The sequence below is a fragment of the Anabaena sp. CCY 9613 genome (assembly GCF_963920895.1).
GTDB lineage: Bacteria > Cyanobacteriota > Cyanobacteriia > Cyanobacteriales > Nostocaceae > Cyanocohniella.
The window spans coordinates 58,018-81,687 of record NZ_CAWUDE010000015.1; the positions used below are offsets into that span (position 1 = coordinate 58,018).

At 40.4% G+C, this 23,670-nt stretch carries 24 protein-coding genes and 2 pseudogenes; 15 read left to right on the top strand and 11 right to left on the bottom strand.

The window, feature by feature from the left end:
- Window positions 1-73: 73 nt before the first annotated feature.
- Complete coding sequence (locus tag ACM0OT_RS17515) at window positions 74-328, bottom strand: hypothetical protein (protein WP_414565701.1); 255 nt, start codon at window positions 326-328, stop codon at window positions 74-76.
- 15 nt (window positions 329-343) lie between these two features.
- Here ACM0OT_RS17515 and ACM0OT_RS17520 point away from each other — a divergent pair, with 15 nt between their 5' ends.
- The 6 genes and pseudogenes from ACM0OT_RS17520 (at window position 344) to ACM0OT_RS17545 (ending at window position 5,384) form a co-directional block, all read left to right on the top strand.
- On the top strand, window positions 344-814 hold the full coding sequence (locus ACM0OT_RS17520) for a GNAT family N-acetyltransferase (protein WP_414565702.1): 471 nt from the start codon (window positions 344-346) through the stop codon (window positions 812-814).
- Between the two features lie 534 nt (window positions 815-1,348).
- Window positions 1,349-3,244, top strand: a complete 1,896-nt coding sequence (locus tag ACM0OT_RS17525; protein ID WP_414565703.1) for a transketolase — start codon at window positions 1,349-1,351, stop codon at window positions 3,242-3,244.
- A 94-nt stretch (window positions 3,245-3,338) separates the two neighbouring features.
- A complete protein-coding gene (locus ACM0OT_RS17530) occupies window positions 3,339-3,572 on the top strand; it encodes a hypothetical protein (protein WP_414565704.1) in 234 nt (77 codons plus the stop codon).
- 66 nt (window positions 3,573-3,638) lie between these two features.
- Window positions 3,639-3,764 (top strand): glyceraldehyde 3-phosphate dehydrogenase NAD-binding domain-containing protein, encoded by a 126-nt coding sequence (locus ACM0OT_RS17535; protein ID WP_414565705.1) that lies wholly within the window; start codon window positions 3,639-3,641, stop codon window positions 3,762-3,764.
- A 243-nt stretch (window positions 3,765-4,007) separates the two neighbouring features.
- Window positions 4,008-4,175 (top strand): annotated as a pseudogene (locus ACM0OT_RS17540) (PEP-utilizing enzyme); the annotation flags it as partial.
- Window positions 4,176-4,598: 423 nt separating this feature from the next.
- Window positions 4,599-5,384: an exosortase-dependent surface protein XDP2 gene (locus ACM0OT_RS17545; protein ID WP_414565706.1), complete on the top strand. Its 786-nt coding sequence runs from the start codon at window positions 4,599-4,601 to the stop codon at window positions 5,382-5,384.
- 523 nt (window positions 5,385-5,907) lie between these two features.
- On the opposite strand, the gene ACM0OT_RS17550 is transcribed toward ACM0OT_RS17545, so the two are convergent.
- Window positions 5,908-6,429 (bottom strand): FKBP-type peptidyl-prolyl cis-trans isomerase, encoded by a 522-nt coding sequence (locus ACM0OT_RS17550; RefSeq protein ID WP_414565707.1) that lies wholly within the window; start codon window positions 6,427-6,429, stop codon window positions 5,908-5,910.
- Window positions 6,430-6,565: 136 nt separating this feature from the next.
- Window positions 6,566-6,889 (bottom strand): phasin family protein, encoded by a 324-nt coding sequence (locus ACM0OT_RS17555; RefSeq protein WP_414545591.1) that lies wholly within the window; start codon window positions 6,887-6,889, stop codon window positions 6,566-6,568.
- A 141-nt stretch (window positions 6,890-7,030) separates the two neighbouring features.
- Here ACM0OT_RS17555 and ACM0OT_RS17560 point away from each other — a divergent pair, with 141 nt between their 5' ends.
- On the top strand, window positions 7,031-7,348 hold the full coding sequence (locus ACM0OT_RS17560) for a TIGR03792 family protein (RefSeq protein WP_414565708.1): 318 nt from the start codon (window positions 7,031-7,033) through the stop codon (window positions 7,346-7,348).
- On the opposite strand, the pseudogene ACM0OT_RS17565 reads toward ACM0OT_RS17560, so the two are convergent.
- Window positions 7,312-7,547: pseudogene (locus ACM0OT_RS17565) on the bottom strand (hypothetical protein); the annotation flags it as partial. The gene ACM0OT_RS17560 and the pseudogene ACM0OT_RS17565 sit on opposite strands and share 37 nt — an antisense overlap.
- Before the next feature lie 116 nt (window positions 7,548-7,663).
- On the opposite strand from ACM0OT_RS17565, the gene ACM0OT_RS17570 reads away from it, so the two are divergent.
- Window positions 7,664-8,536, top strand: a complete 873-nt coding sequence (locus ACM0OT_RS17570; RefSeq protein WP_414565709.1) for a universal stress protein — start codon at window positions 7,664-7,666, stop codon at window positions 8,534-8,536.
- 61 nt (window positions 8,537-8,597) lie between these two features.
- Here the strand turns inward: ACM0OT_RS17570 and ACM0OT_RS17575 are convergent, their stop codons facing one another.
- From ACM0OT_RS17575 to ACM0OT_RS17585, 3 genes are all read right to left on the bottom strand, one after another.
- Window positions 8,598-9,095: a DUF427 domain-containing protein gene (locus ACM0OT_RS17575; protein WP_414565710.1), complete on the bottom strand. Its 498-nt coding sequence runs from the start codon at window positions 9,093-9,095 to the stop codon at window positions 8,598-8,600.
- A 297-nt stretch (window positions 9,096-9,392) separates the two neighbouring features.
- A complete protein-coding gene (locus tag ACM0OT_RS17580; RefSeq protein ID WP_414565711.1) occupies window positions 9,393-9,713 on the bottom strand; it encodes a hypothetical protein in 321 nt (106 codons plus the stop codon).
- Between the two features lie 539 nt (window positions 9,714-10,252).
- Window positions 10,253-11,470: a TetR family transcriptional regulator gene (locus tag ACM0OT_RS17585; protein ID WP_414565712.1), complete on the bottom strand. Its 1,218-nt coding sequence runs from the start codon at window positions 11,468-11,470 to the stop codon at window positions 10,253-10,255.
- 174 nt (window positions 11,471-11,644) lie between these two features.
- Between ACM0OT_RS17585 and ACM0OT_RS17590 the strand changes: the two genes are divergently transcribed.
- From ACM0OT_RS17590 to ACM0OT_RS17600, 3 genes are all read left to right on the top strand, one after another.
- Window positions 11,645-12,505 carry an acyl-CoA desaturase gene (locus ACM0OT_RS17590; RefSeq protein ID WP_414565713.1) on the top strand — a complete coding sequence of 287 codons (861 nt, stop codon included), beginning with the start codon at window positions 11,645-11,647 and terminating at the stop codon, window positions 12,503-12,505.
- Between the two features lie 273 nt (window positions 12,506-12,778).
- The gene (locus ACM0OT_RS17595) at window positions 12,779-13,696 is read left to right on the top strand and encodes a ribonuclease D (RefSeq protein WP_414565714.1); all 918 of its coding nucleotides are present in this window, start codon (window positions 12,779-12,781) and stop codon (window positions 13,694-13,696) included.
- Window positions 13,697-14,165: 469 nt separating this feature from the next.
- The gene (locus ACM0OT_RS17600; RefSeq protein ID WP_414565715.1) at window positions 14,166-15,008 is read left to right on the top strand and encodes a tetratricopeptide repeat protein; all 843 of its coding nucleotides are present in this window, start codon (window positions 14,166-14,168) and stop codon (window positions 15,006-15,008) included.
- Between the two features lie 4 nt (window positions 15,009-15,012).
- On the opposite strand, the gene ACM0OT_RS17605 is transcribed toward ACM0OT_RS17600, so the two are convergent.
- Window positions 15,013-15,975: a Rieske 2Fe-2S domain-containing protein gene (locus ACM0OT_RS17605; RefSeq protein WP_414565716.1), complete on the bottom strand. Its 963-nt coding sequence runs from the start codon at window positions 15,973-15,975 to the stop codon at window positions 15,013-15,015.
- 142 nt (window positions 15,976-16,117) lie between these two features.
- Between ACM0OT_RS17605 and ACM0OT_RS17610 the strand changes: the two genes are divergently transcribed.
- Entirely contained in the window at window positions 16,118-16,879 is a 762-nt protein-coding gene (locus ACM0OT_RS17610; protein WP_414565717.1) for a TetR/AcrR family transcriptional regulator, read from the top strand.
- Window positions 16,880-16,947: 68 nt separating this feature from the next.
- Here the strand turns inward: ACM0OT_RS17610 and ACM0OT_RS17615 are convergent, their stop codons facing one another.
- The 3 genes from ACM0OT_RS17615 to ACM0OT_RS17625 are packed head-to-tail and all read right to left on the bottom strand — an operon-like array spanning window position 16,948 to window position 19,807.
- On the bottom strand, window positions 16,948-18,198 hold the full coding sequence (locus ACM0OT_RS17615) for a cupin domain-containing protein (RefSeq protein WP_414565718.1): 1,251 nt from the start codon (window positions 18,196-18,198) through the stop codon (window positions 16,948-16,950).
- Window positions 18,199-18,216: 18 nt separating this feature from the next.
- Entirely contained in the window at window positions 18,217-19,359 is a 1,143-nt protein-coding gene (locus tag ACM0OT_RS17620) for a cupin domain-containing protein (protein ID WP_414565719.1), read from the bottom strand.
- A 4-nt stretch (window positions 19,360-19,363) separates the two neighbouring features.
- On the bottom strand, window positions 19,364-19,807 hold the full coding sequence (locus ACM0OT_RS17625) for a GMC family oxidoreductase (protein WP_414565720.1): 444 nt from the start codon (window positions 19,805-19,807) through the stop codon (window positions 19,364-19,366).
- A 421-nt stretch (window positions 19,808-20,228) separates the two neighbouring features.
- Here ACM0OT_RS17625 and ACM0OT_RS17630 point away from each other — a divergent pair, with 421 nt between their 5' ends.
- Genes ACM0OT_RS17630 through ACM0OT_RS17640 form a run of 3 tightly spaced genes read left to right on the top strand, consistent with a single transcriptional unit; the run spans window position 20,229 to window position 23,667 of the window.
- Window positions 20,229-21,452 carry a heteromeric transposase endonuclease subunit TnsA gene (locus ACM0OT_RS17630; protein ID WP_414565721.1) on the top strand — a complete coding sequence of 408 codons (1,224 nt, stop codon included), beginning with the start codon at window positions 20,229-20,231 and terminating at the stop codon, window positions 21,450-21,452.
- 53 nt (window positions 21,453-21,505) lie between these two features.
- The gene (locus ACM0OT_RS17635) at window positions 21,506-22,495 is read left to right on the top strand and encodes a Mu transposase C-terminal domain-containing protein (protein WP_414565722.1); all 990 of its coding nucleotides are present in this window, start codon (window positions 21,506-21,508) and stop codon (window positions 22,493-22,495) included.
- 2 nt (window positions 22,496-22,497) lie between these two features.
- Complete coding sequence (locus ACM0OT_RS17640; RefSeq protein WP_414565723.1) at window positions 22,498-23,667, top strand: ATP-binding protein; 1,170 nt, start codon at window positions 22,498-22,500, stop codon at window positions 23,665-23,667.
- The last annotated feature ends 3 nt before the right edge of the window (window positions 23,668-23,670 follow it).

Sequence of the window (23,670 nt, forward strand, 5' to 3'; positions counted from 1 at the left end):
GGATCAGGCGATCGCTCTTTTTCTTATGGTGGGAAAATCAGTATTTCTTGTTTGAGCGGCGCCAAAACCCTTTTCACATAGTGAGAAAAAAAACCACCAGTATAATGCTGAGGGTAACAGCAAATAATAAAGCATATTCCAAACGACGACTCAAATATCCCACAGCAGCAATCAAACTGATAAACAAAATAATAATACCAACATACTGTTCGCGTTCCCAACCTTTAGAAATTAGTGGATCTGGGGAATTTGGACTAGGAGTGTTAACTTGTTGCACTGTGCTATAGGATGATTTTTGTAATGAGTTATTCTGATATTTATTCTGCATAAAATAGCTAAAAAAATGAAATTACGAACCTACAAAATCGGTGATACCGCAGAAATAATGGACTTGTTCTACAACACTATTCATGAAGTAAACATTCGTGATTACACCAAAGAAAAAATTGATGCTTGGGCACCAGTAAAGATGGATGTCGAAGTATGGCTAAACAGCTTAAAAAGTAAGTTTACTTATGTAATAGAAAAGAATGGTAAAATTGTCGGTTTTGGTGAACTAGAAGCCAATGGACATATTGACAAATTTTTTTGCCATAAGGATTTTCAAGGACAAGGCATTGGCACAATGATTCTCGAACAAATTGAATCAAAAGCCAGAAGTTTAGGTATTAAAAGGCTATTCGTAGAAGCTAGCATTACAGCTAAACCATTTTTTGCTAACAAAAACTTTCTGCTGGTAACAGAGCAAGAGGTAGAACTTAGAGGTCAAAAGTTGATAAATTTCGTCATGGAGAAATTAGTAAATGATTGTTAAGTTATTTTATGACAATAAAACCACTTACAATTATGGCAAAAAAGCATATATTTTCCATCTCACCTATTTCAGTAATATTTTTAAATATAAATACACTATAAATAAACTTTGGTTTTATATACCCTAAGAAATAAATGGTAATTATTCCATTAGAAAGAAGTTATTATACATTCTACTTTCTACAGTAAACCCAGTAAGAGAGATTTAACGCTCTCAACTGTCTGGTGACATACCAATTCATTTCATGATGGCAATCATCTGAAAAACATCTTCTATTGCATATTTAAATTAGATTAAACTCTTGTGGGATGAGCATCTTGCCCGCCCATATTATGCAAAGCAATTCTGACTAGGGAACATTAAAGTACCCCTAGATATTTTCCACATTCTTTTTTAAATTGGTATGAAATGTATTTTCCCAGTTGTTAAGTAATCGATTCTGGGAAAATAGCGAAATTTAGCAAAAAAAGAATAATTAAACTAAAAACTGCCGAATTTGATCAAGTCCCTATATTTTGATTTAGGAAAATCACTATGACCACACAGGAGCAACTACATCAATGGCATGAACTAGCACAACAGTTGCGTGTTGATAGTATTCGCGCTACGACCATTGCAGGTTCGGGTCATCCTACTTCGTCCATGTCCCCAGCTGATTTGATGGCAATTTTACTCTCTAAATATCTCAGCTACGACTTTGACAATCCACATAATCCTCATAACGATCGCCTGATTTTCTCGAAAGGTCATGCAGCACCCCTGCTCTATAGTATGTACAAAGCAGTCGGAGTCATCAGTGATGATGAATTACTTGATTTGCGGCATTTTGGTAGTCGTTTAGAAGGTCATCCCACACCAGCTTTACCGTGGGTAGATGTAGCTACAGGTTCTCTGGGACAAGGATTACCCATTGGTGTAGGAATAGCTTTAGCAGGTAAATATTTAGATCAACTGCCATATCATACATGGGTGCTACTGGGTGATAGTGAAACCGCCGAAGGGTCTGTTTGGGAAGCTTTTGACCATGCTGCACACTATACCCTAGATAATTTAATTGCCATTATCGATGTCAATCGCCTCGGTCAACGGGGTCAAACTGAATTGGGTTGGAATACTCAAGCTTATGCTAAACGGGCGATGGCTTTTGGTTGGCAAGCTATTGAAGTTGATGGTCATAATCTCACAGAGATTGATCAAGCATTTAGCGCTGCGTTGACTGTTAACGATCGCCCCACTGTGATTATCGCCCGTACTAAGAAAGGTAAAGGTGTAGCTTCCCTGGAAGATTTAGGTGGATGGCATGGCAAAGCCTTGAAACCTGAGGATGAACAACAGGCGATCGCCGAGTTAGGCGGTGAACGGCAGATTACAATCCAGGTGGATAAACCCGAAGCACAAGGACAACCAGCAACTACTGGTAATGCTCAACCATTACAACTCCCTACCTATAACAAAGGTGCAGAAGTAGCAACACGCCGAGCTTATGGTGATGCTTTAGTAGCATTAGGAGCCGCACAACCAAATGTAATTGTTCTAGATGCAGAAGTCAGTAATTCCACGTATGCCGAAGATTTCGCCGAAGCCTATCCAGAGCGCTACTTTGAAATGTACATAGCTGAACAACAAATGGTAGCCGCCGCCGTGGGCTTGCAGGTAAGAGGATATAAACCCTTTGCTTCTACCTTCGCTGCTTTCTTAACCCGTGCCTACGACTTTGTGCGGATGGCTGCCGTATCTCGTGCCAACATTAAATTAGTAGGTTCCCATGCTGGCGTATCCATCGGTCAAGATGGCCCTTCACAGATGGCATTGGAAGACTTAGCAGCATTTCGAGCAGTGTGGAGTAGTACTGTGCTGTATCCCAGTGATGCCAATCAAACAGCTAAATTAGTTGCCCAAATGTGCGATCGCAATGGCATTGTTTACCTCCGCACGACACGGGAAAAAACACCTGTAATTTATGGTCATGAAGAAGAATTTCCCATTGGTGGTAGCAAAATCATTCACAGTTCCAACCATGATCAAGCCACAGTAATTGGTGCAGGTATTACCTTACATGAAGCGATTAAAGCTTATGACAGACTAAAAAACGAAGGCATCACAATCTGCGTTATCGATGCTTACTCAGTCAAACCCATTGATGTGCAGACACTACATCAAGCCGCACGGGATACCAAAGGTAATTTAGTCGTAGTAGAAGACCACTGGATTGAAGGCGGATTAGGTGCGGCGGTGCTAGATGTCTTTGCAGGTACTAGTAATACCCCCATTTATAATGGCCCCCAGTTGCGATTAATTAAACTAGCAGTACAAGATATGCCAGGCTCAGGCACACCAGAAGAACTACTTCACGCTGCCAAAATCGATGCCGATGCCATTGTAGAAGCAGTGAAAATGCAAGTTAGACAGCCAGTAGGAATAAGAGCATAAATGTCTAACTCATTCTTTGGGTAGGAGTTACCAATAAAAGTCATGGCTAACTTAGAAACTACTCATCCCAATTTAATTATCAGGAGTTAAGAAAATGCCAGATAAATATCATACCGGAACCAACGACGAGCATTTTAATCTCGTCAGCGTGCTATATCATGCCCTCCAAGGTGCAGCTTGCTGTGAAACCTATCTTAACGATGCAAAGCAAGCAGGCGATCGCGATCTCACCCAATTCTTCCAAGAAGTGAAAAGCCAAAACCAGAATTTAGCAGAGCGCGCCAAGCAGCTATTAGCACAGCGCACTGAGCAGTTGGTGGCACATTAAGTTACTGGGGACTGGGGATTACTTTAGCCCCTAGCCCCTAGCCTATTCTCAAAAGGTAGGTCCCTGATGACGAAAGTAGCAATTAATGGCTTAGGTCGAATTGGTAGAGTAGTTTTTAAAATTATCCTCAATACTAAGGAATTAGAACTAGTGGCTATCAATGATTTAATGCCATTAAACCAAACTATGTAAACTAATGTAAATTTACCTAAGATCAGTTCGTAGTCAGGACTTTAGTCCTGATTTGAGAACTAAAGTTCTCACTACAAACCTTTAATTATTTACCTTGTTCTACTTAGATAATTTAGTTTATTTGTTAAAATACGACACTATTTATGGCAAGTATGACAAAAAGATAGAAAGTAATAGCCAGAATTTGGCGTTGGTGAATAAAGATATGAATTTGTTTCACGCAAAGGTAAGCCAGTGCGTTGGGCGGCTGGTATTGTCACAGACCACGGGGGACGCACTTGTCACGCAGCCATTGTCAGCCGTGAGTTAGGTATTCCGGCTATTGTGGGTACAGATCAGGCGACGACGATTTTACATGATCAACAGGAAATTACGATTTCTTGCGCCGAAGGTGATCAAGGTTATATCTATATAATAGCGATCGCTACCGTGAAGGTTTTGCTTTAGAATGTCGGGCCATTAAACGCGCCCGTGAAGTTATTGGCATGACTAACATTATGATGATGATTCCTTTTTGTCGCACTCTCAAGGAATCTGAAGTCGATGAACCTTTCCCCAACCCCTCTTCGATGCGGAAAGGGGCTTAAATATCCTTAATTACCAACGAAAAATTAAACTTTTAAAGCCTTTACTCGATTCCACACCAAGGTTAGTAACTACTGACATAAGATGGGTAATTTTAGCAACAAGCTAATATCATGCAAAACTTGGTAGAGCTTGCGTGATATTACTGAAAATAAACTTGCAAAACAAGATACTATAAAACATCTATACACCGTGATATTGCCTGTGACATGATGAATGCACAAGCACGAATTAAATGTAAATAAAAACATGAAATTTCAACACATCTCTGTTCTTACTGGCTTAATGGCTGCTGGTGTTTTAGCTTTATCTACATCTTCTGCACAGGCTTTTTCATTCACTACTAATTCCACCTATAACAATAAGCCCAAAGATGATATTTGGTTGAAGTCTGTGCAGATGAAAGATGGAACTATCATTGATGATTTTGCCTTAGTTAATAAAGCCAATATCATCTACAACGACGCTTACAAAGGTAAAAACTCTGGCGCAGCTAGTGCAGATAAAGGAGATAATGCACAAGGTGTAGTAGCCGAAGACCCTAATAATCAGCAGGTAGTTGCAGCACTAGGTAATCTCAACCTTAATAACATTATAGATGGTGAAGATAGCGGTAAATTCATCATAAATCTTTTCTTTGATCAAGCAGTAGATAAATTGTTTTTCTGGGAACGGGGAATGAATAGTGATTTAGCTGTTCAAGCCATAGATGCTGATGGCAATGTGATTGGTAATTTACTGAAAATATTGCGGAGTGAGTGGGATGATGCTAGTTACAAAATTGACACAATGGAAATTAGTGGCTCTCAAAAAGTTGGCTCTAGAGGTGTCAGTTTAGCAGACTTGGGTCTAAGTGGTTATAGCTCCATTACAGGAATTCGCGTCAGCGCGGATAAATCATTTAACGGCCCTGACTTCAAAGTTGTGGGAGCAGTCGCCCAAAGTGTACCTGAACCAGCTAGCTTATTAGGTCTTGGCTTGATGGGTGGAATGCTGGTTGTCTCTCGTCGTCGTCAAGCTACAAATAACGGATAAATCAGGCGATCGCCTCCGGCGGGCGCAAAGCGCCATCGCACTTTGTAGAACCATAGAATTGTGCGATCGTTTTTGCTATGGTGACCAGAAGTTAAATCACACTGACTGAGTAGGTACGGATTGCTGAATCAACATGTTGCAGTGGAGCAGGGGGGAAATAATTCTGACCAAAACAATTGTCAATTGTCAATTCGCAATTAAATATAATAAATCTCTTTAATTTAACGTGAGTGCGACGGAACCTAACCCCAACCCCTTCCCTACGAGGGAAGGGGCAAAAAATCCACAGTTTGGTATGAAAAAATAGTGTTTTTAAGCCTCTCCCCGACGCGGGGAGAGGAATGGAAGCGGGGTTTTTTAAAGCTATCGAACTCACGTTAATTTAGGACTTACGTACTTGCTACGAAAATCAAGGCTTTGAGATTGCTTCTGTACGGTCTTGGATCTGTTTCAAGATTTTCGTGAATTGGTATGAAACTGTTTCCTGTTTCCTACCCCAACGATCAGACTTTTTCAGCAAGCCCTATTTAATATCTAACAATTCCACATCAAACAATAAGGTGGCGTTGGGGGGAATTACTCCACCTGCACCACGGGAACCATAACCTAGTTCTGAAGGGATGATTAATTGACGACGACCGCCTACTTTCATAGTGCTGAGTCCTTCGTCCCAACCTTGAATGACTTGTCCTACGCCGATTTTAAAACTGAAAGGTTGCTTGCGATCGCGTGAACTATCAAACTGAGTACCATCTTCTAAAGTCCCGGTGTAATGTACTACAACGGTTTGCCCAGGTTCAGGAGTCGCCCCGGTTCCTTCCTCAATTTCCACATACTTCAATCCAGATGGATTAGTTACCACATTATCATCAGACATAGTATTGCTCGCAATTAAGATATTGTTTTCAGTAAGACTAGTGGGTGCTGGTGCAGTAGCAGTGATATTAGCCGCAATAGCAGAGTCCTGCTTACTGCCAACTTGTGCTAATACCAATACCACAACACATACCAGCATGAAACCCACGCTGAGTAAAATTGATTTCAAAATCAGTCCTCCCTAAATTGAAAGTGCTGTTAGCAGATTTGAGCTTGAGCCAATGTTAAGTCAGAATACTAGCCTCTAGTCTCTAACACAATCATTACCAACAGGACACAATTTAGTTTAAATCAGAAAGGACTTGCTAACGCCAAAGCTTATTCTCCAAATCGCGCACTTGACGTTCTAAACGGTCGATTCTACCCCGTAATTCATCCACCTCAGACTGACGAGCAACACCTAAGTCCTGCATCATATTACGCATTTGCCGTTGCATTTGCTCTTCCCAGTTTCCCTGTTCCGATTTTAACTGCTGCACAACATCATCCATCACCGCCTTAGCTTGCTCAGGATCGAGTTTACCGTCCTTAACCAAATCATCACTGACTTGCCGCATTTTTTCGGCTACTAAAGATGTTGTACCAATACCAAGCATCATTAGCTGTTGCAACCAGTTGTTATTGTCCATACTCCCTTCCTCTTTAATTGTTTCCCACTAGCTGGCTTTTGCTCTTGAGTGTATGCAATCAAGCTATGCTGGAAAAGTGATTATTTTAGCCTACATCTCTATTTTGGCAAATTCGTAGACATACAAAAGGAATGCAAAGGTTTGGTTATAGAACTACTGAAGTTTAAGGTAGCCCCAGAACAGCGAGAACATTATATCCAGCAGGATGCAGAAATTTGGACAACAGCCCTGGCGAAGTATCCAGGATTTCTGGGGAAAGAAGTTTGGATTAACCCCAACGATCCCACAGAACTGATTTTAATTGTTCGGTGGGCAACACGGGAACAGTGGAAAGCTATACCCTTAGAAGATTTACAGGCTATTGAAGCTAAATTTACCCAAGCAATGGGAGAATCCTATCCCATCATCGAGTTAGCAGAATATCAAGTGCGGAAATTCCCGCATCTCATGTCCACTTGAGATTTTGGCATATAGGCAATACTCGACTTGGCGATCGCAGGCACAATTTTCTCACTGGCCATTCTCGCACCTGATACACCTGCAAAGCTGCTAATCCACCCATGATAAATAATTCATAACCAGGCCAACGCAGATAATTATCTAAAATGGGTAAGCCGTTGACGATCGCTATGGGGTAATTGTCTAAAATTTCGGTTAGCCGAGAATATTAGTACTGGCATCATTATTTATGCAGTAAAATAACCGAAAATCGTCTAATTTTTACATCAGTATTGATTCAAGTAGAATATTAATAGATGTATTTTATTAATATTTATGTTTGAACGAGTTTTAATTTGCACAGATTTTGCTGACGGTTTGCATCGACTATTGCATTTTGTTCCAAGTCTTGGGGCCGCAGGAATAAAGCAAATTGTTTTTCTACATGTTGTTCCGTTATGGGAAAAAGGTATTATTCCCCAAGTCGATAGTGAAAAAATAGAACAGGCTCAAACCCGTTTGACAAAAGATTTTGGTGACATTTCCACTGATGTAGATGTCAACATAGAAGTTCAATCAGGAAAAGCATCTGAGACTATTTTGAAGGTAGCTCAAGCTTATCAGTCTCAACTGATGATCCTGGGTTCTCCAAATCGTAGCTCACTTGCAGAAAAACTGGCGGGTAGTACGATGGCTGGGTTATCCCGCCAAAGTAAAATTCCTTTACTAATAGTGCGTCCTCAGTTAATTTCTGCTTATACTTCTGAGGAATTAACACTACGTTGTCAGCACCTTTTTCGCTCTTTGCTAATTCCCTATAACGATAGTAAAGCGTCAAATTATCTGGTACAACAGATCAAAAGTTTAGCGCAACAACAGTCGGATACGTTTGTGAAAAAGTGTCATCTGTGCTGGGTTTTAGAGCCTAATATTAGCCAAAAAATCCCCAGTAAAATTCTACCACCGCAGGCTCAGGAAACTTTATCTCAGATTAAGGCTGATTTGGAAAAGGTAAATTTACAAGTAGAGACAGAAGTCCGCGAGGGAAACTCTGTTCCTCAGGTTTTAGAGACAGCTGTCATGGCTGATATTAGTGCGATCGCCTTGTCTTCTGGAACAATCGGTAAGCTCCAAGAATGGTTAGTTTCTAGTTTTGCAGCGGAAATTTTGCGTCAAAGTTGGTATCCTGTACTATTTTTCCCATCCTAAATTTTCCAACACAGAGGTAAGCAGAGTCTTAATCAAAAAGTTGTTCTCAGTAGAGTATCAATTACCACCCCCATGTACCGGGGCTACCCTTGAATGGCCCAACAATATCATTGGTAATCCAACCACCATAAAAATTACCTGGTTGGGGTTGGACTTTTTCGCCATCAACGTAGCAGACATCCATAAGATGGGCATAAAAAGCTACATAGTCTTTGAGAGATGCAAAGGCTGGTGTGGGGTCGGGGTAAAACCAAGCAGCATTGTGAGCTTCTCTGTCACCCACATGGATTGTATAGTAACCGGCTGGCCCTTTCCATTCGCAAAAACTAGTTTTTGGTGTTTGTAATAGGTGTTCCATTTTAATATCCCCAGGAGGAATGTAGTAAGACGGTGGATGACTTGTTTCTAAAACTCGCTTGGCGTTTTGGGTGTCTACAATTGTGACTTGATTAAAAATGATCTGAATATGTTTGCTTGTGTCTTCTAGACGAGGGGGACGAGGGTAATCCCATACTGATTCTTGTCCGGGAGCAGGATTAATGCGTTGCGAATGTACCATAAGATTTTAAATTGTATCTCTTCACCAATTTTAAAACTTAATAGCACATCAGAAAACTTGTGTAGGAATCCTCAATGATAGGTGAAAAATTCAGTAATGTAGGATAGGCTTCCCCGACCAAAATCTAGATTTTATGGAAAAAGCCTACCCTACGTATATTTCAGAAATCAATCGTAATAAATTGAGGATGCACGACAGCGCCAATGGGGGTCTTTTTGTACTTCACTAAGTTGAAGTTTGCTGTATATATTCTTCAATCCCCAGCCACGTGTTTTTCACTACAACCTTACTATTTGACTATTTGAAAGCTAACTCTTTTTTCTTGTTAACAATCGCCAAGTATTCATTGCGAGTTCCATCTAATCGGTAGTGATCACAAATCTGGCAGAGTTTCAAGACATCCAATCGGCTAAATATTTTTTGATGCTCAATTCCGTTGTCATTTCTCCAGCGCCAGAAAGTTGTCCGGTCAATGCGGCGATCGCTTTCAGGCCATCTTCTTCGGGAGAGAAATTCAATTAAATCCTCTTCATAAAGCAAATAATCTTTGGGTAATCTCAGGAGTTTTTCTCTTAATTCTGTTAGGGGGATAAGTGGATCTAGATTAGATATTTTCATGCCAGCAAGCCCTGATAGTTTAAGAAAAGTCACATGATGTGGAATAATTTATGTGCCAAAGTTTCTTCTATTAAATTGCTAGCTAAATACTGTGAGGCTGATAGCGAATGCAATTATAAGGCGATTGGGTAAATTTATACTTACCTTTGTATACCTCTACTTCACTATTTTCACAGCATGAGGTTGCATTATTTAATTACACACAATAACCTGATTCTTGCTTGATTTCAACTCATATGCAACAGATTCAATAGTAATTAATAGCGTGTTTATAGCCAATATTAAGTGATTGAACAAATTAGCATATTTTATCTAGAATATATTAATGATAATTAGCATATTTGCCCATAATACTGAAATAGATAAATTTGTTTAACAGAAATATAATACATAATCACTTACTAATTTCTTTTCATACTTTAGACATAGTTATGAATAGCCAAATTGGCAAGGTTATAATGATAACAATCTTGTTACCAAAAATATAAAATAATCAGCCAATATATAGATTTATTCTTTTGCAAAATTAGCTGCCATTGCTATGCAGGCTTATGATCTAAACGAGTTGCTTGCTCTAGTGCTGCTTTTTCTTTGGCTCTTTTGGCATAGGCTTGTAATTGAATACGTTCTCCACCTGTTAAAATACCTAAGTTTTCTAGGCTCATCCCCCGCATTAACATTTCTACACACCAGGTGTGTTGTGCTTGGGCGATCGCAGGTGGTATTCCTTGAGGAGTTAACAATCCTTCAGTCCATACTTCCCAATGTTGCAACAATTCTGATTCGGAAATGAAGTTACCAACTTCGTTGACAAACATCGCTTGGTGAGTGTCTTTACGACTTTTGAGCCATCTGGTTAAGGGATTGTTGGTATAGGAACCATAGCGTTTACCCAAAATCCACTGATTAACAGGTACCTGGCGGGAAAACTCTGGGGTAGTAATCTGGAGAAAGTGACCGGAAGTATGACAAATTTGCTGATTTCGCTGCAAACTGACAATTTCTCTAGGAGATAAGCCAGCCCCGAATAACACATAAGCCAAGGCATAATCTTGTGTACTTGACTTCTTGGCTTGTTGCAAAATTTGGTAAACTACTCCAGCAGGTAAATCAGCTACTTCCATCACATTGTCCTTGGTTGTTGCTGTTTTTTTTGAAGGTGACATAGCTCCATGTAAAAATAACTCTACTAAATTCTCTAAAAAATCATCCCGATCCTCCCACAGTTGATGAAATTCACTAGTAAATTCAATTACTGCGTATCCCAGGATCATGCCATTGAGCAAACTAGCTAATTTCTCTGCTGGGAGATAAGTATTTAAATCTCCTTGTTGGATAACAGCGGCTAAATACTCTGCCACGTAGCGGTTTGCTTCTGTTAATCCACGTCCTATAGCTCGGCGATTTTCCATTGGATACTGTTTAGCTTCACCTACTACAGATCGAACCAACTCAGGTATCCTTTCTAAGGCATGTAAGCTGTCACTTGCATAATCTTTCAGGGCTTGATAAATATCACCAGGAGGAGTTGCCCTCTGTACTAGGGATTCCCCTAAATTCTTGAAGGCTGCGGATTCTTCTAGAACAGACAATAGTAGTCCATGCTTGTTACCAAAGTGCCGGAATAACGTCACTTCATTGACTTCTGCTTTCTCCGCAATTTGGCGGGTTGTCGTGGCGCTAACTCCCTGAGCAGTAAATAACTCCAGTGCTGACTGAATCAGACGTTGACGAGCGGAAATTAGTTGAGATGACATAGGGAATAATGCAAGTGGCACTTGCATGAAATTGAGCAGTCTGTTAGCATAACAAATGTAAGTGATACTTGCTTTTCTTTACTGTAACGAACTGCTGTGCAGAGCAGGCAAATACCTGCTATGGTTGCACCGAGAAAAAGCAAATCGCTTCATCATCCATCAACAGGAATTTGTATGACCGCGAAGTTTCTGGCGTTCACCCCCGAAAGAGGAAATGCGCCTCGCCTTAGGTGGGTGAATGTGGCATTTTTTGCTGCATTTCATGCCTTAGCTCTCCTGGCTCCTTGGTTTTTCTCTTGGTCAGCATTAGGTTTGCTACTGTTGCTCCACTGGTTGTTTGGGAGTATTGGCATTTGCCTAGGATATCATCGACTGCTGAGCCATAAGAGTTTTCAAGTGCCTAAATGGCTGGAATATATAATCGCTACCATTGGAGCCTTGGCTTTACAAGGGGGGCCGATTTTCTGGATTGGTGGACACCGCCAGCATCACGCCCACACAGAAGATATTAACTTAGATCCCTACTCTGCCCAGCGAGGATTTTGGTGGAGCCACATGCTGTGGATCTTCTACCCACGTCCTGAATTTTTTGATTATGACGTTTATCAAAAGTACGCACCTGACTTAGCAAGACAGCCTTTTTATCGTTGGCTAGATCGCTACTTCTTACTAATGCAAATTCCCTTTGGAGTACTGCTGTATCTCTTAGGGGGTTGGTCTTTTGTCATTTATGGTGTCTTTGTCAGGTCAGTCTTGCTTTGGCATTCTACCTGGTTTGTTAACTCAGCATCACATCTGTGGGGTTATCGTACCTTTGATGCCAATGATGGCGCACGTAATCTTTGGTGGGTATCTTTAGTAACCTACGGAGAAGGATGGCATAATAACCATCATACTTATCCCAATATGGCAAAATCTGGCTTGTCTTGGTGGGAAATTGATGTAACTTGGTGGAGCATCAAACTTTTACAGACTTTGGGTTTAGCGAAAAAGGTGGTTTCTGTTCCCCCTCATCATAGCGCGGCTCAAAAATAAATTTTCACTCAATTATCGCCAATGTTTTAGGCCGACTGCTGCTGGTGCTGTCGGCTTGTTAATTTGTATTAATTACTAGAGTGACTAACCATGATCCCCAGAAGTTTCAATATCAGGCGATCGCCCAACGAACACTTTGGGTTTATCTACTATAGATGTTTCACAATCTTGTGGTGATCCTGCAAACTTATACCAAAATGGTCACCATCTAAATGGTAATTAAGAAAACTGTGACTGACTTAATCATACTCAAATATCAGGAAATATTTGCTAATGCCATACTTAACTTCTGCTAGTGATATTCATACCATAGTAGCTGAATATACTCAAGCCAAAACCCTATGGATTGATACAGAAGTCGCTGACTATAAAAGTCGCCATCCTAAATTATCACTGATTCAGGTATTAGACGATCCCACAGATATGAGTGGCGATCGCGTGTTTCTTTTAGATGTCCTCAATCAGCCTGATGTGGTGGATGAATTTATTGAGCAAATCATGATTAATCCGGCAATTACTAAAGTATTTCATAATGCCAGTTATGATGTTAAATTTTTGGGTAACAAGCTCGCTAAAAATATTACTTGTACTTTAGAATTAGCTAAAACAATTCCTTATTATCTTTTACCCTTACCTAATTACCAACTCAAAACTCTAGCTACCGCACTATGCAGATTTAACTATATTGATAAACAGGAACAAGGTAGTGATTGGGGAAAAAGACCCCTAACAGAAGGGCAAATAGAATATGCTTACTTAGACTGTATTTATCTTGCCCAAGTACATTTACAGTTATTAGAATTACAAGTAGCCAGTAATCCAGACCCCATAATGGAAGATTTAACAGTAATCAGTGCCAGATACACAGCACTCGAAGAGCAATCGAAGTTATTAAATTCAGAATTTGAGCATTTGCAGGAACGTTTAAAAAAAGCCATGCAGGCTCAAAACGTATCGGAAACATCATTTTGCAAACTTTCTAGTTATGAGCGTCAAACTGTAAAAGTTGCATTTACAGAATTAGTTAGACTAGTACAAAATCAAGATGTGAGTTTAGATTTTCCTGTCACACTGACTCAGAAACTTCAAAAAGACTTAGGTCAAAACCTCGAAGAATTGTCTTTAGATATTGACAAAAGTACATCTTGGCGTCTAACTCCTAAAACTCAGGAAAGTGGAGGTGGGGAATAGGGAGTGGGGAGTGGGGAGTGGGGAAATAGGAATAAGGATTTTTGTTGAAAATAGTTATTTCAAACTATATTTATAAGTATTGCCCTGTTATTTTTTATATTTAGGCAAAAATTCAAGAATAATTAAACTTTAGGACACAAAATAAAACATTGATAAAGTATACGCAAAAACATAAAATTTTATGCTGATTGTCTAGAATTTAATTCACATAACAAATAAAGAAATTATCTAGAATAAAAGTTTTTATACTTAATGCCTGATCAAGCAAGTAACAGTGAGACAAACCTAGAGTATATGCTATTCCAGTCTCACTTAACTGTGTTGCTATATGGGGTCAGCATATCAATTGATTTGACACAAATACAAAGATTTAGGAACAACCTTTATTTCAAGTTGGTGCTAATTATCATGCAAAAGTCCGAAATCTAAAATCCAAAATCTAAAATTGTTTGACGGTTTAGGGTAACTTATGAAATTGCGGTTATTTGGGCAAGAGCAGGTGAAACTTAAAAAAATATTGACTATAGTTATGGTTACCGCATTGAGTGCCATTACTAGCATTTCCTGCAATCGAAATGAAGATGTATTGGTAACAGAAATAGGAGTGAGTCCTCCTAACCGTCGTGTAGTGCAAACATCTCAAGGTGGTAATCTTTATGTTCAAGGAAAGAATCAGCATATAAGAGGCGACTTACAAGGGGCGATCGCATCCTATAACCAAGCGATTGAACTAGATCCTGACTATAGTGCAGCTTATAAAGGCCGGGGACTAGCTTATTTTGATCAAGGCGATAAGCAACGAGCGATCGCAGATTATAATCAAGCCATTAGTCTAGCTGCCGATGATGCCGAAGCCTACAACAGTCGGGGGAATGCACTGGCTTCCCTAGGAGATCACCAGCGAGCGATCGCCGACTATAACGAAGCTATTCGCATCTCGCCCAATTATGCCGAAGCCTACAATAATCGGGGAAATGCCCGTGTTACCCAAGGAGATATTAACGGGGCGCTAGATGATTTCAACCAAGCTATTCGTCTCGATTCTCGATACGCTATCGCCTACAACAACCGAGGAAATGCCCGCGCTGCTCAAGGAGATAGAGAAGGTGCGATCGCCGATTACAATCAAGCCATACGTCTCAATTCTAACTTTGGCCCTGCCTACAACAACCGAGGAAATGCCCGCGCAGCCCAAGGAGACAGACAAGGCGCCCTGCAAGATTTACGACAAGCCGCCAGCATTTTTGACAACCAAAATAACCGTGATTTGTATCAACAAGTGATGAACAATATTAATGAACTAGGGCAGTAATTCGTCAATTATTGCTCCATTGACTATATAGCTTTTGGGCGTGAAACATAATTTCTTCGTTGGGGAGGCGAACCTTGGCTGGCTGGCGAGGATAAGAAGTTTCAATGGTGCGTGTATCTTGTTCTACCACTGTTGCTACTGCACTTAACACAAATCGCCTCAGTAGTGGTTTCAAAATTGGGTGTTTGGGTTTACTGTAGACTAAAACAAAGGTTTTAGTTTGGGTTGCAGTTTCTGGATACAACCCATGAACTTGCAAAACTTCTCCAATGGGAACATCTGCACGAAAAGTTGTTAGTGAGGGAAAAGCATATTCTAATGTTCCGGTGTAAGTCTTGGGTACAGTGAGGATAACAGGATTGTGGAGGATATCATTCCAGGTACTGTCGTCACGATCTAGTTCTTGCACAACTTTTGCCCAATATCCGTCATGCTCAAATACGGGGATGCGATTGGCTTTAATGCCAAATAATTCCCGGTGTGTGCCATTTTGATGGTTGTAGTCATAATTGATTGATATACTATCCAAAAAAGTACCGTGAATACTTTTTTCTCCTGCAACTCCTAAAAAGCTCATACCTGCACTGACTTTGGGGATCAGATCCGGGACAGGAATCTTGGGAGTATGTCCGCCATATGTCCAAATACAATCATCTTTGATGACGATTTCCAGAGGAGTTAGTAGAGGTTGACTACCCACTTTCCCAGCATTGTGCAGTCTTCCCTGTCCATCAAACTCTAGTGCATGAAAAGGACAGGCGATCGCATGTGTGTCTTGACAAATCCAGCCATCTGATAACGGTGCTTGCATATGAGGACAAATGTTATCGAGGGCAAACACTTCACCTTGCTGATTTTGCCACAGTACATAATCATGTCCATTGAGTGTGAGTTTATACGGTTTATTAATGCCCAACATGAAACGATGGGCAATTAACCAAGGTGCGCCCGGCAGAATTGCTTCCATAGGAGTCTCCCAAGGATTAGTTTTAAAGTATGTGAAATATGCGATCGCTTAATGATGGCGATCGTTAAAGTAAAATTGTGACAAAAGTTTCATCTTTAATTTTTAAAATACGACACATTATTCACATTTGTCAACTCGGAACGTGACCAAACCAGAACCTACCCCAATGCGCCGTCAACCCCAACAAAAACGCAGTCAACAACGAGTAGAGAAAATTCTTCAAGCAGCAGCAGCAGTTTTTGTTGAAGTAGGATATGAAGCCGCAACTACCCACGTGATAGCGGCGAAAGCGGAAACGGCAATTGGTTCTCTATATCAGTTTTTTCCTGATAAACTGGCAATTTTTCATGCTCTGGAAGCTCGTCACATGGAACAGGTGACAGCTATTCATGCCAAATTGATGCAGTCAGCAGATGAGCAAAAGTCATTATCAGAGTTTATTGAGCGCGTGGTGAATACACATGCTGAATATTTTGCAGATCCCATACCGCGTGTTGTGTACATTCAGTATTTCGTTGCACCAGAGTTATTTAAGCTATTTAACGAAACCTTTAATGAGTGGTTGATACAACAATTTGCTAGCTTGTTTCGCAGATGGAATCCAGACTTAGCTATAGAAAAAAGCAAACTTTTAGCAGAAACGGTTCATTTATCTTATAACGCTTTACTACTCAATGCTTTACGCCAGGATCATCATCAAAAACAAGCTCGTTACGCAGAAATTAAAGCTTTATTAGTAGCATACTTGACACCTCATGTACAGCCAACCCCACAACAAGTAATGAAAGTAATGATGTGCCCTCACTGTCATTCATCTCGTTTATCTAAAAATGGGCATCGTCACGGGAAACAACGTTATCTCTGCAAAGACTGCGGTAAACAGTTCTTAGAAAAACCTAACTAGGAATAGGCGTAGCAATTCGCAATAGATCTACCTGAGACTTGATTACGAATTACCATACCAATTACCAATTAATCGTATCCTCCACACATGAAAAGAGAAATATCTTGGTCAGTGGAATTCATTAGTGCGTGTAAATTGCCGCCTTTGAGCATAGCAAAGTGTCCAGGACGCAGTGTGCGAATTTCAAAGCAGCGTTCTCGTTGCGGCATTTTGCACCAGTCGCCAATCACCATGAAACCTTGACCGTCCATCATTAAAAACATTTCTTGGTTATCTCGATGACGGTGTAAACCAATACCACATCCCGGCTTCAAAAGATGTAAATCCATGTAATCCACAGCAAAGAATGATTCAAAACCGTTACCATGAACTTTGCTGCTAAAAGCGTTGAGATTCCACGGGTTTAACCCACGCCCCAACTCGTTTTTCTGAGACTTACCCCCGTAGTTGGACATTAAGTTACGATACTCCAAAAAGCCGATACCACCGTGGGGATTAGGACTAATACCAGTTTCTAAATAATTATCCCAACCACGCAGAATCATGTTGAATTCGTAATGGTAATTGGCGCTATTTTGCGAGTCCCAAGCTTGTTCGTCAAAGTCTGCCCAAGCGAGTTCTATATGTAGGGGCAACACGGGGTGCATGGTGTTGGTAGAATCAATATCTTCGATGCGTTTACCATCTAGTCCTTCGCGGTTGAAGGCTAACATATCACCGCGAATTAAATCTGGACGTGCTTGCAATTCTAGACGGTCAATAGCTTTGTTTCCCTTGCTATCTAACTGAATTGGCAGGTCATTGCCAGGATAACCCCACAACTCAATTTCATAGCGATCGCTCGCCGGATTATAAGGTACGCTAATTAAACTGGGAGTAGTCACATCGCCGACTTTCAGCCACAGCTTAATTTTTTCACCGAGTTTGTGATTAGCTGCTACAGATAATTTAGAATCAGGGCCACCACGATAAGAAATCCGCAAAAATGGCCCAACCCAATTTCCCACCCTGACTAAACCGCGCATTAAATAAGTATCTGTACTGCGGAAGTCACGAATATTTTGTTTTTGGAAATCAAGTTTGTTATCTTGTATGGTCGGGTCAAGAATATCTGCATCATTGCCAGCCGGACCATATAAACTCAGCCATTCGTAAGGAAACAAATACTGAGCGTACTCCATCAGATAACATTCTCGTTCAGCTGCTAATTGCGCTCTTTCCATCAAATTCAGCAGCTTCAGGAGTGGGTTAGATTGGTTGTAGTTGGGTTGAGTATTAGGAGTAACTCGAACAACGCTATCAGAGTGAACAATAGACATGAGTTTAAGGGTTTTAATTTATACAGTGTGATACAAGAAGGCAATAAACTTCAGTGGTTCTGTACCAGGGTTACGAATGCCGTGCATCCCACCACTCTTGGTAAAAATTACGCTACCTGGTTTTACGGGTAATTCCTTAAATTGGCGCATACCCAAACCCATAACATCCCGTTCGACGGTGGGATATGAATCTGTGGCTGGGTCATCCCCATCGCGCATATATGCAATGCCTTCACCTTCGGTGATGTAGTAGAGTTCTTCGGAACCAATATGTTGATGTGTGCCTTCGACTTTGCCAGGGGGAATAGTCACTTCATGGAAAAACACCATAGAACCGCCGAGTTCTCGCTGTATCACCCAACGCATTTCAATGATGTTGTCATCATTTCTATCAGGATTTTCATTATCCATCATGGCGTTACGGTAGCGAACAGGTTGGATATCCTCAGTTTGCAAGAACCAACCACGTTGGAAGTTAATCAGATAGCTAGTGTCATCAATGGTGTTGAGATCAGAACTAGGTTCTGAGGTGCGGGGTTCTTGGTGCGATCGCAAATAAGCATTATCCCAACTAGCATCATTATCATTGATTTGATAACCGGTGGGTAGGTTGCGATCGTTTTCCCGAAAAGCTAACTCCAACTGTTTCAGGGCTTTAATATCTCGCAAAGCGGGATTAAACTGACGTACTCGCGTAATCGGTCGGTGATAACCCATTTGATCGAGAACTTTAAAATCGTGGTAACTGTTAGCAGGCGGTTCCAGAGTTTCCCAAATCTCGGCTTGATAAGCATCAGTCCAAGGACAATAATGCAGCTTCACTCTACCTTCAGCAATATTCTCTGGATTTTCCGGTAACAATCTCAGCCAAGCAATTAATTCATTCTTAACAAACCGTTTTTTCTCCCGTGCTTGTTCTACTAGGCGACTACTTTTATACTCTACACGCAAGAAGTTACAGAGAAATTGTCCATCTAAATACACCTCACCTTTCATCACAATAAAGTCGAGATAAGAACGGACTTCTTGGACATTGTAGCGGTAGCGGGGGCTACGAGTAGCATTTAAGTATTGGGCGTGATAAATCCTGTCAGGAAAGAAAACAACCTTAAAAATCTCGTTTTCGGGACTGGTAAAAATTTCTGCAAATCTAGGGTCCATACAATTACAGCCTCTTGAGTAATTCGTCAGCAACGCGGAAGGAATTAGCTTGAATAGTTAAAGTCGGATTTGCACCGCCTGATGTCGGCATAAAAGAACCATCAGTAATGTAGAGGTTGTCAAAATCCCAAGCACGACAGTCAGGGTCTAACACCGAATCATTGCGGTCTGTGCCAAAGCGTGCGCCGCCGAGAATGTGGTTAGCAATTCTGGCAATACCATTGGGTGCTTGATGCACTCCGCCTTGACCTTCAATTTGAAAATTACCGTTTGCAGGGTCTACACCAAATCGCAAAACATCACCACAGCGTTGCGCTAAAGTAGTCATCAAGTATTGGTCGTGGGGATGCCATATTTTTCTGATATATGCTACTGGTAGACCCCATTTATCTTTAACGGTGGGATGTAATTCAATGCGGTTACGCTTCAAAGGCAATTGATTAGCCATGAAACTCACCGATAATCCCCTACCTACCTGTAGTGAACTGCAAACAGAGAGCGTTAAAACTGCAAACAAGGCATTTGTCGGTGGAAGGATAATATTGCCAAAAATGGAACCATAATATTGCCACGACAAAGCTCAAAACGTTTATTCTGCCATTAATCACTGATGCCAAAAATTTGGCAATTGGAATGATAATAGTGCCGAAAACTCAAAATGGAACAATAAGCGTGCCAAAATTGTTAAATTAGATGACTCGTTCAAAACGCTTTTGTAGCTAGAGGTACAATTAATAACACATCAGATCCCGTGCAATGGCTTGAGTAATAATCGGTTACTGTTTCTCCCAATTAATTAGTGTTTGCTACTTCTTACGTGCCATTGTTATAGACTGTATGTCTAACTCAAGTTTCAGGGAGTAAGAAAAATGCTCACCGATTACGAGTTTAAAAAATGGTGTAGCGACCAAAAATTATCAAAATTATCAATCTCAACTCTTACGGATATTCGGTCTAGTGAGCCAGCGCGACGAGTAGGGGGTGGAAGAAAGAATGTTTCAGGTTTTTATCCCAGCAAAAAGAATCAAAAAAGCATTCAATTTGAGTCTCATAAAGTCGAGCTTCCCTTTATATATGAACTAGAGCATGATGAGGAGGTTCTAGAATATTACGACCAACCTCCGGCATTTAAAATAAATTACCAGTCCAAGTCGGGACGAAATCTTGGATTTTTCTACACCCCGGACTTTTTCGTTATCAGAGCTTCGAGCGCTGGGTGGGTAGAGTGTAAAACAGAAAAAGAATTACAAAAGTTGCTGGTCAAACAGCCTCATCGTTACAGCTTTAATAGTGATGGTTATTGGTTATCACCACCTGCTTTATCGTATGCCGCACAATTTGGATTTGATTTTCAAATTTTTTCAGATGCTAAAATTAATTGGATTTTATACCGCAATCTAACCTTTTTAGAAGATTATTATCGTGCTATTGATGAATCCAAAAATCTGAGGAATAGGTCAGACGAGTTAATTGAAAATATTGTTCGCGCCCAACCAGGAATAACTCTGAATCAATTGCTTGACAATAAGTTAGGAATTAGCGCAGATTCGATTTATTTTTTAATTGCTAGCGAGCAGATTTATATAGATTTAGAGACATGCTTACTAGTTGAGCCAGAACAATGCCAAGTTTTTTGCGACCGAGAGTATGCTTCTTCCCATAAATCGATATTTTTGTCATTGCGAAGTGCAGATACAATAACTGTTCCAGTCATAAATTTAGTGACAAAAGAACAAATAAACTGGGATGGTCAAATCTATACATTGATAAAAGTTGGTCATACACAAATTACTCTGCGCTCTGAATTAGGGGAGTTAATTGACTTACCAGTTACCGAACTAGAGAGTAAAATTCGGCTGGGTCAAATAACAGTTAATAAACAGATGTATGCGGGCAGTAACCCCGACGAATTAAATTCAATATTAAGGGGTGCAAGCCAAAAAGATTTAGAAGATGCTAACCGACGTTACAGAAGTATTGAACCAATATTGTTAGGTCAAAAAATAGAAAATCCAACAGTCCCAGAACGCACTTTAAGGGATTGGCTAGCCAAATATAAACAGGCTCAACAACAGTACGGCTACGGCATTTAACTTTTGACCCTCCGAGTTACCGCAGTTGCATGATGGTACTGCGGATTTGTGTAATGCGCTACTCACGTTTGCCCCAAATCATAGTGACAGACAACGGTAAAGAATTTCACAGTACCTACTTCGAGAGCTTGTTAGCTCTGTTTGAATGCACGCTCAAACACCGTCCCCCTGCTGCATCCCGATTTAGTGGAGTTTGCGAGCGTTTATTTGGAACAGCTAACACTCAATTTGTTTATAACTTAGCTGGTAACACACAGATTACCAAAAAAGTCAGGTTGATGACCAAAACAGTCAACCCTAAAAATCTAGCAATTTGGACTCTTGGGTTATTGTATCTGTATCTTTGCGAATGGGCTTACTCAGAATATGACACAACAGAACATCCAGCGTTAGGGATGTCTCCTTCTGACGCATTTAATCAAGGTATAGCAAAGTATGGATTAAGAAATCACCGACTAATACCCTGGGACGAAAACTTGAGAATTTTAACTTTACCAACAACACAATCACAGAAAGTAAAAGTTCACCCAGTCCAAGGGATACAAATTCGAGGAATTCATTACTGGAATTCGGCTTTCCGCGACCCTAGTATTCACAAAACGTATGTGGCAATAAGATACGACCCATTTGATATTGGGATTGCTTATGCCTATGTTCGTGGTCAGTGGATTGAATGTATTAGCGAATATTATGCAGCTTTTAAAGGGCGTTCAGAAAAAGAGATTTGGCTGGCAACAACTGAGTTGCAAAAACGTAAAACCAATCATCATCAAGAATTTAAAGTTCGAGCCAAAAAATTAGCAGAATTTCTTTCATCAGCAGAAGCAGAAGAGGTTTTACTTGTACAACGTCTCCGAGATAATCAAGGAAAAGAAGTATTTAAACTCATTGAGTGTGAAAGAAATAAAATTCAATTTCATGAATCATTAAATTTGATAGAAACAGTAGCTTTTGAGCCAAGTGAAAATAACAATTTAGAATCAGTTCAAGTAGAAAGCGTTACTAAAATACCTACTAAACTCCAAATTTTTGATTCTTATTAATCATGTCTAATCAAAAGCATTTTCCCACAGCATTACTGACACAATCAACGACGGAAAAGCTATTGTACTTCGACAATTATACAATGGCACACCCTCGGCTAGAAGAAGCCTTCAATTTTCTCAAGCTGGCGGTTAGTAATTCTTCGGAATCACGAATTATCTTTATTTATGGTCCAACAGGGGTTGGGAAAACTACCCTACGTTTACTAATTGAAAAGTGGTTAGTTGAGTCGAATTTACCGCAACTCGAAATTGACCCAGGTTGCTTACCATTCGCATCAGTTGAGGCAGTGGTTCAAAAATCAGGGATATTTAACTCGAAAGACCATATTAAGCGCTGCTTATTTGCCCTTAATGAACCATTAATTGAACATAAGATAGACTACGGCACACAAGGTATTTATCGGAACAATTCGGGGCAAATTGTGATTGAGTCAAAAGTTATTGAAACAGATTTAGGATGGGCGTTAGAGCAAGCTCTTAAACATCGCAAACCCAAAATATTTTTTATTGATGAAGCTCATCATATGCTAATGGTAGCTTCTGGACGCAAGCTAACAGATTTACCTGAAGCTATAAAGTCATTAGCTAACAGAACTGGAGTTGTACATGGTCTAGTAGGCACATACGAATTATTAACCCTACATGATGTTGGTGACCAGTTAAGCCGACGTAGTGTTTACTTACATTTTCCCCGTTACCATGCTGATATAGAACAAGACAGAGAAGTATTCCAAAGTGTGGTTTGGGGTTTTCAACTAATGATGCCATTACAGCAAGAGCCTGATTTAGTATCACATTGGGATTACTGTTATGAGCGAAGTTTGGGTTGTGTAGGAATTCTTAAAAACTGGTTTCAGAACGCATTGTTCGATGCAATTAATGAAGGATCTGACTCTGTTGAGCTTAAACATCTAGAACGTCGCGCCTTATCGGTTGCCCAATGTCGAAACATCCTCAAAAAAATTAAAGAAGGAGAGAATAATCAGGCACAAATTGAGGGAGAAGTTCAGCAACTGCGTGCGGAATTGGGCTTACCAATAAAATCTGCGCTAATTGATAACGACATTAAACAAGTTGAGATTCAACCACAACAGAGTAACTCAACTTTGAGAAAAGTGCAGTCTAAAGTCGGACAACCATTACCTAAGCGTCGTCAAGTAGGAACTTGAGTG

Bases quoted from the DNA above. Each gene is read 5' to 3' on its own strand.
- ACM0OT_RS17515 (WP_414565701.1), bottom strand. From the start codon at position 328: ATGCAGAATAAATATCAGAATAACTCATTACAAAAATCATCCTATAGC.
- ACM0OT_RS17520 (WP_414565702.1), top strand. From the start codon at position 344: ATGAAATTACGAACCTACAAAATCGGTGATACCGCAGAAATAATGGAC.
- ACM0OT_RS17525 (WP_414565703.1), top strand. From the start codon at position 1,349: ATGACCACACAGGAGCAACTACATCAATGGCATGAACTAGCACAACAG.
- ACM0OT_RS17530 (WP_414565704.1), top strand. From the start codon at position 3,339: ATGCCAGATAAATATCATACCGGAACCAACGACGAGCATTTTAATCTC.
- ACM0OT_RS17535 (WP_414565705.1), top strand. From the start codon at position 3,639: ATGACGAAAGTAGCAATTAATGGCTTAGGTCGAATTGGTAGAGTAGTT.
- ACM0OT_RS17545 (WP_414565706.1), top strand. From the start codon at position 4,599: ATGAAATTTCAACACATCTCTGTTCTTACTGGCTTAATGGCTGCTGGT.
- ACM0OT_RS17555 (WP_414545591.1), bottom strand. From the start codon at position 6,889: ATGGACAATAACAACTGGTTGCAACAGCTAATGATGCTTGGTATTGGT.
- ACM0OT_RS17570 (WP_414565709.1), top strand. From the start codon at position 7,664: ATGTTTGAACGAGTTTTAATTTGCACAGATTTTGCTGACGGTTTGCAT.
- ACM0OT_RS17575 (WP_414565710.1), bottom strand. From the start codon at position 9,095: ATGGTACATTCGCAACGCATTAATCCTGCTCCCGGACAAGAATCAGTA.
- ACM0OT_RS17580 (WP_414565711.1), bottom strand. From the start codon at position 9,713: ATGAAAATATCTAATCTAGATCCACTTATCCCCCTAACAGAATTAAGA.
- ACM0OT_RS17585 (WP_414565712.1), bottom strand. From the start codon at position 11,470: ATGTCATCTCAACTAATTTCCGCTCGTCAACGTCTGATTCAGTCAGCA.
- ACM0OT_RS17590 (WP_414565713.1), top strand. From the start codon at position 11,645: ATGACCGCGAAGTTTCTGGCGTTCACCCCCGAAAGAGGAAATGCGCCT.
- ACM0OT_RS17595 (WP_414565714.1), top strand. From the start codon at position 12,779: ATGCCATACTTAACTTCTGCTAGTGATATTCATACCATAGTAGCTGAA.
- ACM0OT_RS17600 (WP_414565715.1), top strand. From the start codon at position 14,166: ATGAAATTGCGGTTATTTGGGCAAGAGCAGGTGAAACTTAAAAAAATA.
- ACM0OT_RS17605 (WP_414565716.1), bottom strand. From the start codon at position 15,975: ATGGAAGCAATTCTGCCGGGCGCACCTTGGTTAATTGCCCATCGTTTC.
- ACM0OT_RS17615 (WP_414565718.1), bottom strand. From the start codon at position 18,198: ATGTCTATTGTTCACTCTGATAGCGTTGTTCGAGTTACTCCTAATACT.
- ACM0OT_RS17620 (WP_414565719.1), bottom strand. From the start codon at position 19,359: ATGGACCCTAGATTTGCAGAAATTTTTACCAGTCCCGAAAACGAGATT.
- ACM0OT_RS17625 (WP_414565720.1), bottom strand. From the start codon at position 19,807: ATGGCTAATCAATTGCCTTTGAAGCGTAACCGCATTGAATTACATCCC.
- ACM0OT_RS17630 (WP_414565721.1), top strand. From the start codon at position 20,229: ATGCTCACCGATTACGAGTTTAAAAAATGGTGTAGCGACCAAAAATTA.
- ACM0OT_RS17635 (WP_414565722.1), top strand. From the start codon at position 21,506: ATGCGCTACTCACGTTTGCCCCAAATCATAGTGACAGACAACGGTAAA.
- ACM0OT_RS17640 (WP_414565723.1), top strand. From the start codon at position 22,498: ATGTCTAATCAAAAGCATTTTCCCACAGCATTACTGACACAATCAACG.